Source organism: Ottowia sp. VDI28 (assembly GCF_049532675.1).
In the GTDB taxonomy this organism is placed as follows: domain Bacteria; phylum Pseudomonadota; class Gammaproteobacteria; order Burkholderiales; family Burkholderiaceae_C; genus Ottowia.
The window spans coordinates 51,034-69,330 of the sequence record NZ_CP149820.1 but is presented as its reverse complement, the minus strand read 5'-3'; the positions used below and the strand labels follow the sequence as shown (position 1 = coordinate 69,330).

19 protein-coding genes and 3 pseudogenes are annotated in these 18,297 nt (G+C 62.5%); 6 read left to right on the top strand and 16 right to left on the bottom strand.

Going from position 1 to position 18,297, the window contains the following annotated elements; translation table 11 throughout:
- Positions 1–15 precede the first annotated feature (15 nt).
- Positions 16–885 (top strand): isocitrate lyase/PEP mutase family protein, encoded by an 870-nt coding sequence (locus tag WJU18_RS00345; RefSeq protein ID WP_423458198.1) that lies wholly within the window; start codon positions 16–18, stop codon positions 883–885.
- Positions 886–1,046: 161 nt separating this feature from the next.
- Here the strand turns inward: WJU18_RS00345 and minE are convergent, their stop codons facing one another.
- From minE to WJU18_RS00295, 10 genes and pseudogenes are all read right to left on the bottom strand, one after another.
- Entirely contained in the window at positions 1,047–1,307 is a 261-nt protein-coding gene (gene minE, locus WJU18_RS00340; RefSeq protein WP_423458197.1) for a cell division topological specificity factor MinE, read from the bottom strand.
- A 4-nt stretch (positions 1,308–1,311) separates the two neighbouring features.
- On the bottom strand, positions 1,312–2,127 hold the full coding sequence (gene minD / locus WJU18_RS00335; RefSeq protein ID WP_423458196.1) for a septum site-determining protein MinD: 816 nt from the start codon (positions 2,125–2,127) through the stop codon (positions 1,312–1,314).
- 53 nt (positions 2,128–2,180) lie between these two features.
- Positions 2,181–3,004: pseudogene (minC, locus tag WJU18_RS00330) on the bottom strand (septum site-determining protein MinC).
- Between the two features lie 276 nt (positions 3,005–3,280).
- Positions 3,281–4,426 (bottom strand): IS4 family transposase, encoded by a 1,146-nt coding sequence (locus tag WJU18_RS00325; protein ID WP_423458195.1) that lies wholly within the window; start codon positions 4,424–4,426, stop codon positions 3,281–3,283.
- 393 nt (positions 4,427–4,819) lie between these two features.
- Positions 4,820–5,029, bottom strand: a complete 210-nt coding sequence (locus WJU18_RS00320; RefSeq protein ID WP_423458194.1) for a DUF2788 domain-containing protein — start codon at positions 5,027–5,029, stop codon at positions 4,820–4,822.
- A 1-nt stretch (position 5,030) separates the two neighbouring features.
- Positions 5,031–5,891: a DUF2189 domain-containing protein gene (locus WJU18_RS00315; protein ID WP_423458193.1), complete on the bottom strand. Its 861-nt coding sequence runs from the start codon at positions 5,889–5,891 to the stop codon at positions 5,031–5,033.
- A gap of 141 nt (positions 5,892–6,032) precedes the next feature.
- The gene (locus WJU18_RS00310) at positions 6,033–6,422 is read right to left on the bottom strand and encodes a Spy/CpxP family protein refolding chaperone (RefSeq protein WP_423458192.1); all 390 of its coding nucleotides are present in this window, start codon (positions 6,420–6,422) and stop codon (positions 6,033–6,035) included.
- Positions 6,419–6,568, bottom strand: coding sequence for a hypothetical protein (locus WJU18_RS00305; protein WP_423458191.1), 150 nt, complete (start codon positions 6,566–6,568; stop codon positions 6,419–6,421). Before WJU18_RS00305 ends, WJU18_RS00310 begins: the two co-directional genes overlap by 4 nt.
- A 528-nt stretch (positions 6,569–7,096) precedes the next feature.
- Positions 7,097–7,516, bottom strand: a pseudogene (cueR, locus tag WJU18_RS00300) (Cu(I)-responsive transcriptional regulator); the annotation flags it as partial.
- 35 nt (positions 7,517–7,551) lie between these two features.
- The gene (locus WJU18_RS00295) at positions 7,552–7,749 is read right to left on the bottom strand and encodes a heavy-metal-associated domain-containing protein (RefSeq protein WP_423458190.1); all 198 of its coding nucleotides are present in this window, start codon (positions 7,747–7,749) and stop codon (positions 7,552–7,554) included.
- Positions 7,750–7,952: 203 nt separating this feature from the next.
- On the opposite strand from WJU18_RS00295, the gene WJU18_RS00290 reads away from it, so the two are divergent.
- Complete coding sequence (locus tag WJU18_RS00290; protein WP_423458189.1) at positions 7,953–8,534, top strand: hemerythrin domain-containing protein; 582 nt, start codon at positions 7,953–7,955, stop codon at positions 8,532–8,534.
- A 340-nt stretch (positions 8,535–8,874) separates the two neighbouring features.
- On the opposite strand, the gene WJU18_RS00285 is transcribed toward WJU18_RS00290, so the two are convergent.
- On the bottom strand, positions 8,875–9,591 hold the full coding sequence (locus WJU18_RS00285; RefSeq protein ID WP_423458188.1) for a hypothetical protein: 717 nt from the start codon (positions 9,589–9,591) through the stop codon (positions 8,875–8,877).
- Positions 9,592–9,698: 107 nt separating this feature from the next.
- Here WJU18_RS00285 and WJU18_RS00280 point away from each other — a divergent pair, with 107 nt between their 5' ends.
- The gene (locus WJU18_RS00280) at positions 9,699–9,998 is read left to right on the top strand and encodes a metal-sensing transcriptional repressor (RefSeq protein ID WP_423458187.1); all 300 of its coding nucleotides are present in this window, start codon (positions 9,699–9,701) and stop codon (positions 9,996–9,998) included.
- Between the two features lie 247 nt (positions 9,999–10,245).
- On the top strand, positions 10,246–11,355 hold the full coding sequence (locus WJU18_RS00275; protein WP_423458186.1) for an S-(hydroxymethyl)glutathione dehydrogenase/class III alcohol dehydrogenase: 1,110 nt from the start codon (positions 10,246–10,248) through the stop codon (positions 11,353–11,355).
- A gap of 15 nt (positions 11,356–11,370) precedes the next feature.
- Here the strand turns inward: WJU18_RS00275 and WJU18_RS00270 are convergent, their stop codons facing one another.
- The 5 genes and pseudogenes from WJU18_RS00270 to WJU18_RS00250 form a co-directional block, all read right to left on the bottom strand.
- Positions 11,371–12,348 carry a Bug family tripartite tricarboxylate transporter substrate binding protein gene (locus tag WJU18_RS00270; protein ID WP_423458185.1) on the bottom strand — a complete coding sequence of 326 codons (978 nt, stop codon included), beginning with the start codon at positions 12,346–12,348 and terminating at the stop codon, positions 11,371–11,373.
- A gap of 25 nt (positions 12,349–12,373) precedes the next feature.
- Entirely contained in the window at positions 12,374–13,141 is a 768-nt protein-coding gene (locus WJU18_RS00265; protein ID WP_423458184.1) for an enoyl-CoA hydratase/isomerase family protein, read from the bottom strand.
- A 33-nt stretch (positions 13,142–13,174) separates the two neighbouring features.
- Entirely contained in the window at positions 13,175–14,446 is a 1,272-nt protein-coding gene (locus WJU18_RS00260; RefSeq protein ID WP_423458183.1) for an acetyl-CoA hydrolase/transferase family protein, read from the bottom strand.
- Between the two features lie 262 nt (positions 14,447–14,708).
- Positions 14,709–15,320: pseudogene (locus tag WJU18_RS00255) on the bottom strand (HpcH/HpaI aldolase/citrate lyase family protein); the annotation flags it as partial.
- Positions 15,317–16,429 (bottom strand): nitronate monooxygenase, encoded by a 1,113-nt coding sequence (locus tag WJU18_RS00250; RefSeq protein ID WP_423458182.1) that lies wholly within the window; start codon positions 16,427–16,429, stop codon positions 15,317–15,319. The gene WJU18_RS00250 and the pseudogene WJU18_RS00255, both read right to left, overlap by 4 nt.
- A gap of 93 nt (positions 16,430–16,522) precedes the next feature.
- Between WJU18_RS00250 and WJU18_RS00245 the strand changes: the two genes are divergently transcribed.
- Both WJU18_RS00245 and fghA read left to right on the top strand, forming a co-directional pair.
- Positions 16,523–17,329, top strand: coding sequence for an IclR family transcriptional regulator (locus WJU18_RS00245; protein ID WP_423458181.1), 807 nt, complete (start codon positions 16,523–16,525; stop codon positions 17,327–17,329).
- Between the two features lie 73 nt (positions 17,330–17,402).
- On the top strand, positions 17,403–18,236 hold the full coding sequence (gene fghA, locus WJU18_RS00240; RefSeq protein ID WP_423458180.1) for an S-formylglutathione hydrolase: 834 nt from the start codon (positions 17,403–17,405) through the stop codon (positions 18,234–18,236).
- Positions 18,237–18,297 lie beyond the last annotated feature (61 nt).

Sequence of the window (18,297 nt, the reverse complement as noted above, 5' to 3'; positions counted from 1 at the left end):
TCTTTTTTGAACACCATGAGCATGACTTTGAAGGAACGGTTGCGCAGCGACCGAGCTGTTCTCGCCCCCGGCATCTATGACGCCTTCACCGCACTGATCGCAGAGCAGGCGGGCTTCGAAGCGCTGTACCTTTCGGGCGCCTCGATCGCCTATACCCGCCTGGGCCGCTCCGACGTCGGGTTGACCACCGCCACCGAAGTGGCCGACACCCTGGCCCGCATCACGGAGCGGGTGGCCACGCCGGTGATCGTCGACGCGGACACCGGCTTCGGCAATGCGCTCAACACTCAGCGAACCGTACGCGCCTTCGAGCGCGCGGGCGCTGCCATGATTCAGCTGGAAGACCAGACCTTCCCCAAGCGCTGCGGGCATCTGGACGGCAAGGGCGTCATTCCCGTGTCCGAGATGTGCGGCAAACTGCGGGCCGCGCTGGATGCGCGCCATTCGAGCGAAACGCTCATCCTGGCCCGTACCGATGCCGTCGCCGTGGAAGGCTTCGAAGCCGCCATGGAACGCGCCGAGTCGTTTCTGGCCTGCGGTGTGGATGCACTGTTCATCGAGGCGGTGCGGACGCCCGAGCAAATGCAGCAAGCCTGCGCACGCTTCTCATCGCGCATTCCCATGCTGGCCAACATGGTCGAAGGCGGCAAGACCCCCGTGAAAAGCGCCGACGAACTGGGTGCCATCGGCTACCGCATCGTGATCTTCCCGGGCGGAACGGCAAGAGCCGCCGGGTTCATGCTCCGCCAATACTATGGCGATCTGCACCAGAACCGCACCACGGCGCCCTGGCGCGACCGCATGCTGGACTTCGATCAGCTGAACGAGACTATCGGGACGCCGGAGCTCATGGCCCTCGGCCAGAAGTACGAAGGCAAGGCCTAGGAGCATGGGCGCCAGAAGGGACGTCGGCTGCAACGCACGAGAAAACGGTCCATCGCGCTATTACCTCCTGCGCCCATAGATCCACTATGGGCTTCTCGGTACTACCTCGCTGTCCTCGTTTTTCGCACGTTTCGCTTCGACGCCTTCTACCGCCCACGCTCCTAGGCTTTCTCCGGCAGCTCGATCTTCACCTCCAGCACCTCAAGGTCATCCTGACGCTCCAGGTTGACCTTGATGTCCTTCTGGTCGATCTTGATGTACTTGCTGATCACGGCAATCAGGTCGCGCTGCAGATCGGGCAAGTAATCAGGCTCGGCGGCAGAACGGCCTGAGCGTTCGTGCGCGAGAATGATCTGCAGCCGTTCCTTGGCCACACTGGCGGTTTTCTTCTTCTCGCCAAGAAAAAAGGAGAGAAAGGACATGGGCTCACTTTCCTCCAAACAGGCGCTTGAAGAAGCCGGGCTTCTCGGCGTCCACGAACCTCATGGGCTTTTCATTGCCCAGGAAACGCTCCACCACATCGGTATACGCACCGGACACATCCGTGCCCTTCAGGTGCACGGCCGGCAGGCCCTGGTTGGAAGCTTGCAGCACGGCCTCGCTCTCGGGAATGACGCCGATCAGCTTGATGCGCAGGATGTCCTGGATGTCTTCCAGGCTCAGCATCTGGCCGTCCGCCACGCGGTTGGGGTTGTAGCGGGTAATGAGCAGATGCTCCTTGATCGGCTCCTTGCCCTCGATGGCCCGCTTGGTCTTGCTACCCAGCATGCCCAGAATGCGGTCGGAGTCGCGCACGCTGGAGACTTCAGGGTTCGTCACGACCAGGGCTTCATCGGCGAAATGCATGGCCATCAGCGCGCCGGTTTCGATGCCGGCCGGTGAATCACAGACGATGTAGTCGAAATCCATCTTGGCCAGGTCGTTCAAGACCTTCTCGACGCCCTCCTGGGTCAGCGCATCCTTGTCGCGCGTCTGGCTGGCGGCGAGGATGAAGAGGTTGTCGCACTGCTTGTCCTTGATCAGCGCCTGGGTGAGGTTGGCCTCGCCCTGAATGACATTGATGAGGTCATACACCACGCGGCGTTCGCAGCCCATGATGAGGTCCAGATTGCGAAGACCGACGTCGAAATCGATCACGGCCGTCTTGTGCCCGGCCAACGCCAGTCCGGAAGCAAATGCGGCGCTGGTGGTGGTCTTGCCCACGCCACCCTTGCCGGAAGTCACCACAACGATTTTGGTCATGCGTGATAGTCTTTCTGAAAATCAAACCGGATTAGACCTGACAACCCAGGGTGTCAGCCGGAAATAGCGGTAACGATGAGTTTGTCGCCTTCATCATCGCTGGTGAGATGGATCTGCGCCGCCCGGCCCCACACCTCAGGCGCCAGGGGCGTGTCGGTGGTGCGGTAGACGCCGGCGATCGAAATCAGCTCGGGAGTCATTTCCAGCGCGAAGATGCGCGCACTGCCATCGCCGCGCGCACCGGCGATGGCTCGCCCGCGCAAAGGCGCATAGACATGGATATGGCCATCGGCGATCACTTCGGCGCCTGGATTGACCATGGCCATGACCACCAGATCACGCCCGCGGGCATATACCTGCTGCCCCGATCGTACAGGACGATCAATGACCAACGCTGAAAGCGGTTGAACAGGCTCGGTCGCGGAAGTGGGCCGCACTTCGGCTTCGGCGGGCGCAGGTGGAGGCGCCACCACCACCTGGGCCTCTGATTGCGGCCTGGGCGGCGCCTCGGTTTCCGGAGCGGAAGCGCGGCGCGGCACCACGGCTTCGGCCGTGGGTACCAGGCCCGCGGCGGCAGCGGCTTCCATCTGCGCCGGACTGCCCCCCGGACGACCATCGGCTGCAAGCGATAGGTGCGAAGCAGTGGCAACAGCGCTTCGAAATCCACGGCGGCATCAGGCTGAGAGGCCTTGAGCGGCGCCAGATCGATGATCAACGGATCGTTGTCAAAAAAATCCGGAATATCGCCGAAACGCGTGACCATTTCACGCTCGAGCAAGGCCAGATCGGCTGATTTCAACAGCAAGGCCACAAGGGGCAGGCTGGCGCTTTTGATCTCGAAGGCGGCAGGTGAATTTCCAGCGAGGGCGACAGACATTACGGGATTCTACCCGCCTGGGATAAGCCGCTTTCCCGCACACGAACCCGGAACAGGGAAGCTCCTTTCCCCGTCATTCCGGCGAAAGCCCATATGCGCTAACGTAGTAAGTCATACGAATCAACTCTTTGAGAGCGTCGCCGTCGAGGCGACTCAGCCAGGCGCTGGCGCACAGATTGCCATTGCCGGATGGCCTCGCGCAGATTCATCGCAGGCGTCAGTGCACGGCATAGCAACTCGCGCATCAGCGAAGTCTCTCGCCAAGGGCACCAAGACTCAGTCGTACGCGATCTTCTCGATCTCGTATCCCCAGGGGGAAACGCGCTCGGCATGAGCAATCATGCGAGCGATCAGAAAGGCCACCAGCAGCTTGCCCTGCAGCCAGCTTCGCGCCGCCTGTTCATCGTGCTTTTTCAGATGCCCCAGCGAGATGAGCGACTTCAGCCGCTTGAACTCCAACTCGATTTGCCAGCGTAGACGGTAGATCTGCAGCACCTGCTGAGCACTGAGCTCTTGCGACAGACTGGTGAAGACAAAGACGTAATCAGCCGCCTCCAGCGTCTGCGGCTGCATCTGCGTGCCACTGCGCTGACTCTCACGCTGCACGCGCTGGCGTGCCCTGGCAGCAGCCTGCTGGCTTTTGCGTGCGATGCACAGGCGCCCGCGCACAATGGCCCCCTCCTTGGGGTGCACACACGCCTCAAACTCCTTGGGCTGACCTATCTGAACGGTGCGAGCACAAGCCAGAATATCAAGCTTTTGCGCCTTCGCAACAGGCACCCCAGTCTCATACAAAGGCAGTGTCACCAGGTTAAGCCGCACCAGCACATCGCCCCCACCGGCGCGCACGTGGGCAATGCCCGCCGGATGCGCGTAACCACGGTCGGCCACAAACACATCGCCCGCTCGCACCTCAAAGCGTTTGAGTGTCTCGCCCTGCCTGGCTGAGCCCAGGTGAACCTCCTGGCACTGCAGATCGGGCAGGCCGATCGCATAGTGCAGCCGCCACTGCGAGCCCGTGGGGCCCGGCTCGCGCACCACGCTGCCGTCGACCACGCGCAATCTGCGCCCACTCAGCAGGCTCTGCCCAGCCAGGGGCTGTGCTTGCAGCTCAGGCGCTTGCCTGACTTGCCCGGCCATCCATTCAAACCAAGCACCGCATGAGCGCAAGCGCTTGAGTAAGGCGACATCACTGATCTGGGCTATACCCGCCAGTTGCGCCTGCGCTGCCGTCTCCCGCAGGCTGCAGCCTTGCGCCAGGTGAATCAGCATCAGCCGCAACAGCATTCGCGCATCGCGCACCCCTCGCGTGCGCTTGAGCGCACCTAACTGCCTGGCCTGGCTTTGCCAATGCTCGGGCAATAGACTCTCTATGACTTGCCAGTCTTCACTCAAATTCACTCGCTCTGGCTCTTGGTCCATCTTCCACCTATCCGGATTGATGGCTCGAGCATACGCTAATTTACGTTAGCGCATATGGGCGAAAGCCGGAATCCAGGGCGCCCACCCCTTGACGAAGGCTACCGGGAACGCGCTTGACCTCGGCCACAAACGGAGGGTTTTGCATGTGTGAGGCGCGTTTTAGTTTCCCCGGTATTTCTTCTTTTCTTATTTATATAAATAGATCGTTGTAGTAGAGGGCAGTGGGTTTGTGGAAAAGACATGAAATGGCATTGAAACTCAAGGAGTTAGATGCGATGCGAGGATGTGGGAAAGAAGGCTTGAGGATTTTTGGCAGGTAGGAACAACTCAGGAAAAAGGGGTTGGTCTGTGGATAACCATGGGGTTATGCAAATCTTTTCCACAGGGTTGCTCCTATCGGGTCATGAACCACTCCAGAACCAGCTTGACGACAAAGCCCAGCATGCCAAAAGCCAGGCCCAGGAAGATCACGAAAGTGCCAAATTTGCCAGCCTTCGATTCCCAGGCCAGTTGGGCGATGATGAACAGCATGTAGAGCATGAACGCGCCCACGCCCACCGTGAGACCGAACCAGGCAATCTGCTCTTCGTTGAAGCCAAACATGTCAGGCCCCCTCCGGTAGCAGGCGCTCGGGGAGATTGCTGGCGTCCACCAGGGACCGGTAAGCGTGCCAACTGGCATGGCCGAGCCAGGGCACGATCACGATGAGGCCGAGCATGGCCGTGGCCATGCCCACGAGGGTCAAACCCATCAACAGTCCGGCCCAGAGGGCCATGGGGATCGGATTTTTCAATACGGCTTGCCAACTGGTCAGCACCGCCTGCAGTACATCCACCCGGCGGTCGAGCAGCAGGGGCATCGCCACCACGCTGGAAGCGAAGAGCGGAGCCGCCATCAGGGCGCCCATGGTCAGCCACAGTTCGAAAAGATGGCCACCAGGCGCCAGGATCACGTGGCGCACGAAATCCATGGGGGTTTGCACAGGCTGCGGCGCAAGGAGAGTGATGAGGGCCGCCGAGGTCAGCACCCAGCCAGTACCGGCCAGCGAGAGCAGCAGGCCGAAGCGCACCATGCTCCAATAGCCGCCATGGACGGCATACCGCGAGTATTGCCAGCGTGTCCACGTCAAGGCGATGGTGGAAGCACCGATCGGCTCACCGCGCTCCAGCGCGCGGCTCAGTGCATACAGGCTGGTAGCCAGCACGGGAGCGACCACCAGAAAACCGGAAAACGCGCCTGCCAGCAGCCAGAAGCGGTCATGCGCCAGCCACAGCAGCAAGCCGCCGAAAAGCGCCAGCGCCAAACCGTGCGCGACACTCAAGAAGCCGCAGCGCCATACATCGCGCCATCCCAGGGCCAGCCACTGAAGGGGAGCCCCCAGTTCAACGCCGCGCACGGCTGGCAGGCGAAGAGTACCGGCTGGAGGCCGGGGTGGCAGAGGAGGGGAATGGTAGTGATCGGGCACGATAGGGGCAGCTTAGCCCAAATTGCCCGCGGAACATGCTTGTAAATGAGCAAAAGCGGATTCAGCCGTGAACGAAACCGTCCACGGCCGAGTCCGCTTCTGCAGAGAGGCAGACGCCTCTCGTGAAACGAGCTATATCGCTTAGCCGTGCTTCATTCCGTGGCCGCCGGGATGTCCGTGGCCGCGCTTGCCGTGCCGGCCATGCCGCAGGGTTTCGCTGTCGAAAGTCTTCTGCTGCTCGGGCGTCAGCTGGGCATAAAACGCCTTGGTGGCCTCACCGCGCTGGCGCATGGCGGTTTGGCGCTCGGCTTGCATGGCCTGCATACGGTCGATGCGCTCGGGCGTGGTGAGCTTGCCGAACGCTTCGCGGTCCATGCGCTGGTGCCCCTCGCGAGCGGGCGGCTGCACGGCAGCGGTATAGGTGTTCCAGGCGTTTTCCTGGGGCGGTGTGAGCTGCAGCTTGGCTTTGAGCTCGTTCATACGTTTGGCATGGTGCTCGGCCATGCGCTGGCGGAACTGCTCAGGGTTCATGTGAGGACGTTGCTTGCCCGCCGCAGGTTGAGCGGGTGCTTCACCAGCCGCAGGCGCGGCGGGGGAGGTGTCTGGGCCATGGCGGTAGCGCCCAGAGTGGCGGCCAGCAGGCCTGCAAGGAACAGGCGTTTCGGATGCTGAGTCATGAGGGTTCTCCTTTCATGCAGAGAAAAAGACTCGAAAAACAAGTGATGCCCGGCCAGTGGATCCTTGTTCAACAAGTCCGCTGGCTTGAAAGCGAGTCTCAGCTCCGTGTGTGTCCGTCCCTTGGCTGCAGGGTGACGCTTTGTAAAGTTGAATGAAAAAAGCCCCCACGCTCCCCTGCTTCGCAGGGTCCGCTGCCCCCCGAGGGGGTACTTTTTTCATCTCGGGACGGCCCGGCGATGAAAAATGGCCCCCACGCTCCCCCGCTTCGCGAGGTCCGCTGCCCCCCAGGGGGCTTTTTCATCTTGGGAACGGCCCGGCGATGAAAAATGACCCCCACGCTCCCCCGCTTCGCGAGGTCCGCTGCCCCCCAGGGGGGCTTTTTCATCTTGGGAACGGCCCGGCGATGAAAAATGACCCCCACGCTCAAAAGGCTGCGGAGCAAGCCATGCAAGTGCTGCCGCGGAGCTGGCTTTGCCAGGCCGTTGGCAGCGTCCCCCTAGGGGGAAGGCGCGCAGCGCCTCAGGGGGATCATTTCCAGCGAGATCATCAAGAATGGGGCAATCAGGGCGGTCATCCCCATGGCAATGGCGCAGCAGATTCTGCAGCGTACGTTGCATGGCCTGCATGGCGTCGATACGGGCCTGCAATTCATCCACATGCTGCTGCGCGATCTGCTTGACATGGGCGCTGGCGCGGCCGCGGTCGCGCCAGAGGCCGACCAGTTCAGTGATCTCGGCTATGGAAAAGCCCAGGTTGCGCGCCCGCTTGATGAAGCGCAGCGTGTGCACATCGGCGGAGGTGTACTGCCGATAGCCGCTATCGGTGCGCCCGACCTCGCCCAGCAGGCCAAGCGACTCGTAGTGGCGCACCATCTTGGCCGATACACCCGAAGCCTGGGCAGCCTTTCCGATGGCCACCGGCAGATCATCGCCTGTAGGCGTGTTCATCGAACGAGCCTCCGAGCAGCAGTGCGCCTGCGTACTCATGGCGCCACTTTGTAGCCTTCGCTGGCGATGGCTGCCGCCAGAGCTTCCCGAGGCTGGCTGGATTGCACATCGACGCGATTGGCCGCGCGGTCGATCTTGATATCGGCCCCTGGATCGAGTTTTTTCACCGCTTGGGTGACAGAGCGCTCGCAATGGCCGCAGGTCATGCCGGTGACAGAAAAAGTTTGGTTCATGTCTTGGACTCCTTGAAGTGATGCATTGATTCTGAACCTTGCCATGATGGCAACGTCAAGCTCAAGGCCATTTTTTCAAGCACTCTTCGCCAGCCTGCCCCCGTAAACCAGCTTCCAGGGAGCTCTGTGCATCTTCTTGATGCACATCATGGGCGATTCAGGCGGCCGTTCCTAGACTCGAATCATTTCTTCAAGGAGAGCTTATGAGACACAGGAGTCTGGAAATTATCCGCGACGAACATTCGTCGCTGGCCGCCATGCTGCAGTCAATGCGCATGATGGTTGATCGCGGCCCCGGCGACGATCCGAAGAAATTCTTCGACGTGTTGCGCGCGATGCTGTTCTACATCGACGAGTTTCCCGAACGCCTGCATCACCCCAAGGAAACCGAGTTGCTGTTTCCTGCCGTGCTGAGAAATGCGCCAGGTGCGGCGGACGCTATTGCCCGCCTTAATCGCGACCATGAGTTCACGGAAAAGGCGGTGCGCGATCTCCAGCAACTGCTTCTCGGCTGGGAACTGCTTGGGGAGCCGCGACGCCCGGCATTTACCGAAGCGTTCGAAAAGTATGTGGATCTGTACCTGGAGCACATGCGCGTGGAAGAGCAAGAGGTATTGCCGGCAGCGGAAAAAGCGCTCAGTGACGCCGAATGGAAAGCGCTGGACGATGCTTTCGAGAAAAACCGTGACCCGCTTACCGGCGGGTACGAGCCAGGAGCCGAGTACGACCGGCTCTTTACACGCATCGTGATGAAAGCGCCGGCACCGATCGGGTTGGGTGAGTAGGGCGCCGGCCGGGGGATGAGGAGATTTTGAGGCGCGTTTTAGTTTCCCTGGTATTTCTTCTTTTCTTATTTATATAAATAGATCGTTGTAGTAGAGGGCTGTGGGTTTGTGGAAAAGCCATGAAATGGCATTGAAACTCAAGGAGTTAGATGCGATGCGAGGGTGTGGGAAAGAAGGCTTGAGGATTTTTGGCGGGAGGGAACAACTCAGGAAAAAGGGGTTGGTCTGTGGATAACCATGGGGTTATGCAAATCTTTTCCACAGGGTTGTTCGGAGTGTTCGGGCGCAAGAGCGCACTGGGGCCCTCAGTCACCTGCTGGAGCCGGCGAGCGCCAAGTTTCTAAGGCAGGAAAGCGGGCGACAGCAGCCGCAAGCCCAGCGAGAACCAGCGCTCTCCGCCGCCGAGGCGGTTGCCGTAGGTGGCATCTACCTGCACACGGTTGGGCACGATCCAGTAGCGGACTCCGGCTTGGTAAAGCGGCCGGCCTTCGTTCTGGCCGAAGGTTTCGGCGATCAGCCAGATACGGTCACTGATCTGCGCTTCCGATCCAATGCCCCACGTCATGAAGTTCCGCTTCAACTGCCCATCGCGCAGCCAGCCGATGTTGAAGTGCAGGTCCAGGCGATCGTCGAGGAGAGAGCGGCTCACGGGTACATAGGTGTACCAGTCGCGCCCGTTCGGCGGCCCGGTATGCTGCACCGTACCGGCTGCCAGGCCCCATCCCCAGCCGTTGGTTTCAACGGGCTTGAACAGGGTCTTGGCTTGCAGCACCCAGCTGTTCTGGCTGCCTGCATCATCGCCGCGCGCGTGCCCGCCGCCAGCAGTGATTTCCAGATTGCCGGTAGGGTTGCAGGCCGGCTGTGCCCAGAATTCGGTCGAATCCTGATTCTTGCGAACCCAGCTTTCAACCTGGCAAGCCTTTGGGTCGACAAGTCGCGCGTCATCGGTATTCATGGGCCGCGCGGCCTGAGCTGACGCTCCAGCCACGGCCATCACGGCGGTGCAGGCCTGCAGCCCGAGGCTGCGCATGAACATAGCGAATGAAGGGCTTGCCATGGCACCGCACTGTAACGGCCGGAATGGGCATCTTGATGAAATAAAAGTCTTTTTAGAACTGACGCCGTTGTGGAATAAACTCCCCCTTAGTATCAGGAGCATGTCCCATGCCTCATTCCGATGAAGACAAGAAACGCGCCATCACGCGCTTGCGCCGTATCCGCGGCCAGGCCGAGGCGCTGGAGCGCAGCATTGCCGATGGCAGTGAATGCGGCCCCGTACTGCAGCAGTTGGCCGCCATGCGCGGCGCCGTGAACGGGCTGATGGCCGACGTGCTGGAAGGCCACTTGCGTGAATCCTTCGGCCATGCGGATTGCGAGGTGGCCAGCCTGAACGACCCCGCCCATGCGCGAGCGCACGAGGCGATAGACGAAGTGGCTTCACTTGTGCGCAGCTATCTCAAATGAGACCCCCCTGAGGCGCTGGCGCGCCTTCCCCCCAGGGGGACGCCTCCGGCGGCCGGGCCAAGCCCGCTCCGCGGTGGCCCTGGTATGGCTTGCTCCGCGGCCTTTCGGCAGTACTTGGAACGTTGAAGTGAACACGCTTTTAGCTCTCTCTCCCGCTGGCGGGAGAGGGTTGGGGTGAGGGTAGGGCGCTTGGCAAGAGGCGCTGTCCCAAACCATTGCCAAATCATTGAATCAAAGGAGAAATATCATGAAGTCCCGTGCAGCTGTCGCTTTCGAAGCCGGCAAACCCTTGCAGATCGTCGAGATCGACGTCGCTCCGCCGAAAAAGGGCGAAGTGCTCATCAAGATCACCCATACCGGCGTATGCCATACGGATGCCTTCACCCTGAGTGGGGATGACCCCGAGGGTCTCTTTCCCGCGGTGCTGGGCCACGAGGGTGCGGGCATCGTCGTGGAGTGCGGCGAAGGCGTGACCAGCGTCAAGCCGGGCGACCATGTGATCCCGCTCTACACCGCCGAGTGCGGCGAATGCCTGTTCTGCAAGAGCGGCAAGACCAACCTGTGCGTGGCGGTGCGCGCCACCCAGGGCAAGGGCGTCATGCCCGACGGCACCACGCGCTTCAGCTACAACGGCCAACCCGTCTACCACTACATGGGCTGCAGCACGTTCAGCGAGTACTCGGTGGTGGCTGAAGTGTCACTGGCCAAGGTCAATCCCGATGCCAACCCTGAACAGGTTTGTCTGCTGGGCTGCGGCGTGACCACCGGCCTGGGTGCGGTGAAGAACACCGCCAAGGTGCAGCCGGGCGACAGCGTGGCGGTGTTCGGCCTGGGCGGCATCGGCCTGGCGGTGATCCAGGGTGCGCAGCTCGCGGGCGCGGGCCGCATCATCGCCATCGACACCAACCCCGGCAAGTTCGATCTGGCCAAGACCTTCGGCGCCACCGATTGCGTCAATCCCAAGGACCATGAAAAGCCGATCCAGCAGGTGATCGTGGAGATGACGGGCTGGGGCGTGGATCACAGCTTCGAGTGCATCGGCAATGTCAACGTGATGCGCGCCGCGCTGGAGTGCGCGCACCGGGGCTGGGGCCAGAGCGTGATCATCGGCGTGGCCGGTGCCGGCCAGGAGATCAGCACCCGCCCATTCCAGCTCGTGACCGGTCGCCGCTGGCTGGGCACTGCCTTCGGCGGCGTGAAGGGCCGTAGTGAACTGCCCGGCATGGTCGAGGACGCCATGGCCGGCAAGATCCAGCTCGCGCCTTTCGTGACCCACACCATGCCGCTCACGGGCATCAATGAAGCGTTCGACCTGATGCACGAAGGCAAGTCGATCCGCTCGGTGGTGCACTACTGACCTTGCTGAGCGGATCTATTCGGGCTCGACCCCTGCGTCCTTCAGGACACGGGCCCAGAGCCTGATATCGGCCGTGATGGTGTCGGCCAGCCCCTTCCCATCGGTGGGTTCGGGATCCAGCCCGACACGGATCAGCTGAGCCTGAATGTCCTTGTGGCGGAGGGCTTTCACGGCCGTTGCCTCCAGCTTTCTGGCGGCTTCAGGCGGCAGGCCGGCGGGCGCGAGCAAGCCTACCCATGGCACGATCTCGAAGCCTGCCAGGCCGCCTTCCGCCAGGGTGGGAAGGTCAGGCTCCAGCACCGTGCGGCGCGGCATGGTGATGCCCAGGCCTTTGAGTTTTCCGGCTTTCATCTGAACGGTGGCATTGCCGATGTCTACAAAGGCGAAGTCAATCACACCAGCCAGGAGATCGGTCATGGTGGGCGGGCCTCCTTTGTACCGGACGGGCGTGGCCTGGAAGTTGCCCAGTTTGGTCAGCAAGGCGCCAGAGGCCTGCTGGCCGGCCGTACCGAAGCCGTAGCTCAGCTTGCCCGATTGGCTGCGCGCATGGGCCAGGAATTCCTGCGTCGTTTTGGCCGGAAAGCCGGGCCGCACGGACAGCACGAAGGCCGTGACACCCATCTTGGCCAACGGCGTGAAATCCTTGACGGGATCGTAGGGCAGCTTCTTGAACAGGCTGAGATTGGCCGCATGGGTGGTGCTGGCAGTGACCAGCAGGGTGTAGGGATCACCAGCGGCATTCTTGACGGCTTCCACGCCCAGGATGCCGCTTGCCCCGGGTTTGTTCTCGACCACGACGGGCTGCTGCAACTCTTCTCCCATGGCCTTGGCCAGTATGCGGGCCGCGCTGTCCGAGGCACTGCCGGCAGGGAAGGGCACGATCAGCCGCAAGGGCTTGTTCGGGAAGATGGATTGCGCGTGTGCCGTACTTACCATGCACGCGGCCAGTATGCATATGCCGAGGCGGGCCACGGCGATCCATGTTCTGAACATTCTGTTGTCTCCTATGTCTGAAGAATCAGCGGCCCTGCCAGCGCGGGGCCCGCTTTTCAGCGAAGGCCCGAGGCCCTTCCTGCGCGTCCTCGCTGCGGTAGACGCTTTCGAACAGATGGTTAGCGGCGCGCAAGCCCGCGGAGCGGCCCATCTCGCCCGAGAGATAGACCAGCTCGCGCGCGGCCTTGACGGTCAGGGGCGCATTGGCGGCGATGCGGCGGGCCAGGCTCAGCGCCTCATCGCGCAACTGCGCTGCGGGTACCACGGCGTTGACATAACCCAGCGCATGCGCCCGCTGCGCCGTCAGGGGGTCACCGGTAAGCAGCAATTCCATCACCACGCGCTGGGGAAGCATGTGCGCCAGGGGAGCGGCCCAGGGCATGCCCCGGCCCACCTTGGCTTCGGTAATGCCAAAGCGCGCGTGATCCGCCGCCACACACAGATCGCACATCTGCGCCATCAGCCAGCCCCCGGCAAAGGCCGAGCCGTTGACTGCGGCGATCACGGGTTTGCTGACATGGATGTTCTCACCCAATGTGGGGATCAACCCCTTTGGAAGCACCCCGAGGCCCAGGCGGGCCAACTCCTTGAGATCCATGCCCGCGCAGAAGGCCTTCTCGCCGGCGCCCGTCAGAATGGCGGCTCGCAGGGAAGGATCTTCCTCGTAGCGCTGCCATGCCTGGCGCAATCCTTCGCGCATGGGCTCGTTGAGTGCATTGAGCTGTTCGGGGCGGTTGAGCGTGATGACGGCGATCTGTCCGTCGATCACTTCAAAGATCACTTCTTCTTGCACGATGTGGTTTCCTTGGTGCTTTGACAACCGGCCTCACGAAGCGCTTCCGTACAGCTCGGCCGCCGTACGCAAGAGCGTCTCGCGGTGCAACGGGTCGGCGATACCCGCCAGCGCCTGCGCGCGTTGGCGCAGCCCGAGGCCTGCCAAGCTCACGGCGCCATGTTCAGTGATCACCCAATCGATATCGCTGCGCGCGGTGGTGACGGGGCCATGCAGATGGGCAACGATGCGCGACTCCTGCCCGCCCCGCGCCGTGCTCGGCAAGGCAATGATCGATGCGCCACCCTCGGAGGCCCGTGCCGCACGGACGAAATCGACCTGTCCGCCCACCGCGCCGATATGGGCACTTCCCAGTGCTTCGGCGTTGACCTGCCCGGAAAGATCGACCTCGAGGGCGGAGTTGAGCGATACCAGGCGGCGCAGGCGGCCGAGGGAGGCGCCGCCGTGCGTGTAGCTCGTCGGTGCCAGGCGAATCGCGGTGTTGCGGTGCGCGAAGCGGTACAACCGGTCCGTGCCGAACAAGGTTCCGCTGACAGAGATTCCCTGGTCGATTTCCTTGCATGCGTTCGTGACGACGCCAGCCTCCATCAGATCCGCCACGGAATCGCCGATCATGCCGGAATGGATACCGAGATCCCGCCTGTCCTTCAGCTGGGCCATGATGGCCTCCGGGATGGCGCCGATGCCCACCTGCAAGGTGGCCCGGTCTGGAATGAGCTGTGAGGCGAAAGTGGCGATGCGCCGTTCGAGATCGCCGAATGGGACGGACGGAAGCTGCAGCAGCGGCCGGTTGGTGTTCACGCGCACCGTAATCTCCGCTTCGGTCAGGGGCGCGTCGCAAGGCGTCCAGGGCGCCTGTGCATTGACTTCCGCGATGACCACGCGGGCCTTGCCCAAGGCGGCGCGAAGATAGTCGTTGGCCAGAGACCAGCTGTATTCCCCGCGTTCGTTGGGCGGGCTCACCTGGACGAGCAGTACATCGCAAGGTATGGCGCCGCTTTGCAGCAAGGGGGATACGCTGGAGATGTGGCAAGGCAGCACGTTGAAGCAACCTGCCTGCGTGAGGCGCCGATGGGTCCCAATGCCGCCGATGCCGGAGTAGTGCAGCCGGTCCGAAGCTTCGGGGGTGAAGACATCGGAGAAGCCCGAACCGAAGAACAGCCGGGCGCTTCCCAGGCGTTCCCGTTGGGCGACCAGTGCCTGGGTCAGCGCGATGGGCTCCGAGGTTCCCTGGCCGACTACGATGCCGTCGCCGGGGCGGATGAATTCGGCGAGATCGAGCGAATCGAGCGGGATGGTTCTCATGCACGGACCCCGCTGCCCGATGCGGCCAAGGCCAGGACATGGCGGGCACGCTGCAGAAGCGGGGGTCGATCATCCGCCCTTTGAACTCGATAGTGCCCACACCACGCGCCAGGGCTTCGTCATAGACCGCCAGCATGTGCTCGGCCTCCTGGATTTCCTCGGCAGTGGGCGAGAACAAGGCGTTGGCCCATTGCGCCTGCCGGGGGGCGACACAGATCTTCCCGTCGTAACCCAGGTCGCGGCCTTGCTCGGAATCTTCGCGGAACAGCGCTTCATCGCGGATGTCCACCACCGCCTGATCGATGGCTTGAATACCCGCGGCCTTTGCGGCCATGATCACCTGCGACCGGGCATGAAAAGCCTCTCGTCCGGCACGGGTGCGGCGTCCGCCGATGTCGGCGATGAAATCCTCGGCGCCGAAGTAGACCGCCACCATCTCGGGCGCGCAGCTGCACACGTCTACGGCGTGGATCACTCCGCGTACCGATTCGATGCCGCCGATCACGAAGCGCTGCCGGTTCACTGCCGTGCCCGGCTGCCGCAACCGGTTGACCAGAGAGATTAGTTGCCCTGCCTGCTCGAGTTTGGGAAGGACCAGCCCGTCCGCATCGGCGGCGAGCGCGGCTTCGATATCTGCGTGATGGTGTTCCGAATCGGGCTTGTTCACTCTCACCGTCAGCATGCCTGGCAGCCCTGCCGAACGCAGCGATGGAATGGTCTGCGCGAGCAGCTCCCGTGCGCGCGTTTTCTCTTCGGGAGGGGTCCCGTCTTCCAGATCCAGCACATAGCAGTCGGCGGGGAAGCGGGGTAGCTTGGCCAGCAGGTCAGGCCGATTGGCCGGGGCGAACAAAAGGCTTCGGATGGGTGTGCTCATCCCAGCACGCGGTCGAGCCGCTCCTTGGTTTCCACGAGTTCGCTGAGCATGTCCTGCACGACTTGCCGCACGGAGGTTTCTTCGGTCATGTCGCCCACCAGCTGGCCTACCGGGTAGGTCAGGAATTCCTTGACGCGTGCGCGCTCCACGCGGGTACGCCCTTGGCCCCACCAGAGAATCGCCTGCAAAGGCGCGGGCAATGTCGAGGGCGCGCCGGGCTGGTCCCAGGCGTCGGTGAAGCTGCTGCGCAGCGTTCTGCATGGCTTGCCGGTCACGCTGAGGGTAAGCACGGCATCTTCCGAGCCGGCCTCGAACATCTTGGCCTTGATTTCGGGCACGACCTCGCTTTGAACCGTCTTCAGCCAGATGGAGCCGCACCACACACCCTCGCACCCGAGCGCCAGGGCCGCGGCCATCTGTCGCCCGCGCCCGACGCCTCCGCCCCCCAGCACGGGAAGGGGGGCCACGGCATCGGCGATCCGGGGCCACAGTACCATGGATGTCACGGATCCGGTGTGGCCGCCGGCCTCGGTTCCGACAGCGATCACGAAATCGCAGCCGGCCTGTTTGTGCTTGAGCGCATGCTTGGGGGACCCGGCCAGGGCCGCTATCTTGATACCTCGCGTATGCGCACGCTCAATGATCTCGGCCGGCGGCGTGCCCAGGGCATTCACGATCAGCTTGATCGGATGCTCCATGGCGATCTCGAGCATCCGCATGCTTTCGTCGCGGGTGAAATTGAACTGGCTGACCAGCTCTTTCTCGATTTCACGGGCTTCCGCTTCCGGCAACTGCGGCACGCCTGCTTCGTCCAGCATGTGCCGTACGAACTCCAGTTGTTCGCGCGGGAACAACCGTTCGGGGTCGTACTTGAGATCGCCGGCTTCGGTGTAGGTCGTCGGCATGAGAACGTCAATGCCGTAGGGCTTGCCATCGATGTGCTCGTCGATCCAGCGCAACTCCTCCCGCACCCGCTCGGGACTCATGCGCGCCATGCCCAGCACGCCCAGCCCTCCCGCTTTCGACACTTCCACTACGACGTCGCGGCAATGCGAGAACGCCAGGATGGGCACGTCGATGCCGAACATCTCACAGATCTTGCTATCCATTTTTCCCTCAAAGTTCCGATATTTAAATTAAATTCTAATAATTGAACTTTGCGTCGTCAATCCGGTTCCGATATGCAGCCTACAATTTGGGGAATGAAAGCTGTGCAGGCCGGCGCGAAAGAAGCGTCCCAGGAGCAGGTGGACTATTCGGGTCCACGCTCGCCGCTGCGCGTGATGCAGATCGTGGAGCTGTTGGCGGAATCGCCGCGCGGCCTCTCTCTCACGCAACTGAGCGAGCAGCTCGAGATCCCGAAAACGAGCGTGCTGAGCCACCTGCGCGTGCTGCTGGCAGCGCAGTACCTGTCCCAGCAGGATGCGCGCTATCTGCTGGGCCCGGCGGCGCTCCGGATGGGGTTGATCATTTCGGCAGGCGCTTCGGTGCCGGTGGTGGTCAGGCCCCTGCTCGAGGAATTGGTGGAGGCCACCGGCGAAACCGCCATGCTGGCCATGCTTGATGAGAGAGAAATGGAAGCGGTGTATGTCGCACGCAGCGAAGGCATCCATGCCGTGCGGTTCTCTCCCTCGATCGGAGCGCGCAGGCCGTTGTATTGCACCGCCTTTGGCCGGGCCTTGCTGGCCAGCCAGGACGAGCAATTCCTCACGCGTTACTTCGGCAGCCTGGTGCTTCAGCGCGTGACGAACCGCACGGTGACCAGCGAGCGAGCGCTCAGGCAAATACTCCAGGGCATCCGTTCATCTGGCGTGGCCTCCACGCAGGAAGAACACACACGGGATGCCGGCGCCATCGCTGCCCCCATCATCGAAGGCGAGAAGCCCGTGCGCTACGCCATGGGCATTGCCCTGCCGGTCAGCCGCGCAGAAGGGCAGCAGGCGCTTCGCAAGCTGGAGCAGGCCGTGACCGATGCGGCCTCCAAGGCGCGCCGCGCATTGGGTCACTGACATTGAAGTTGAGCGTGCCCGCGCCGAGCGCATCGCACATTCAGCTCTTTACCTCATGGAAATAGGAAAACTCATGCAGAGAATAGAACAGCACGCCAGCTTCGGCGGCAGCCAGGAAGTGTGGAAACACGCCAGCACGAGCACCGGCACCGAAATGAAGGTCGGTGTGTATCTGCCTCCCGCCGCTCTGGAAGGGCGCAAGTGCCCTGCTCTGTATTGGCTTTCGGGGCTCACCTGCACCGAGCAGAACTTCATCACCAAGGCGGGCGCGCAGCAGTATGCGGCAGCGCATGGCTTGATCCTGGTAGCGCCGGATACCAGCCCGCGCGGCGAGGGCGTGCCCAATGATGAGGCCTATGACCTGGGCCAGGGCGCGGGCTTTTACCTCAATGCCACACAGGCGCCATGGGCGAGCCACTTCCGCATGGAGGACTACATCACAGGTGAGTTGCCCAAGCTGATCGAGCAGCATTTTCCCGCCGGCGAGGCGCGCGGGATCTTCGGCCACAGTATGGGCGGGCATGGTGCGCTCACGCTGGCGCTGCGCCATCCTGGCCGCTACCGAAGTGTGTCGGCCTTTTCACCCATCGTGGCGCCCGCCAGCGTGCCGTGGGGCCGCAAGGCGTTCACGGCCTATCTGGGTGAAGATGAGGCGGCATGGAAGGCGCACGACGCCGTCCAGCTCATCGAGGCCGCCCGCGAACGCCTGCCTTTGCTGGTCGATCAGGGCGAGGCCGATGAATTTCTGAGCGGCCAACTCAAGCCCGAGCTTCTGCGTGCCGCCTGCGAGAAAGCGGGTCATCCTCTCACGCTGAACCTGCGCCCGGGCTACGACCACAGCTATTACTTCATCGCCAGCTTCATGGGTGAGCACATCGCGCACCATGCGCGGGCGCTCGCTGGTTGACCGGAAAGCCGCTTTTGAAGAAGGCAGCTTCCTAGCCGGTGCTGCCGCAGAACGTCTGGCT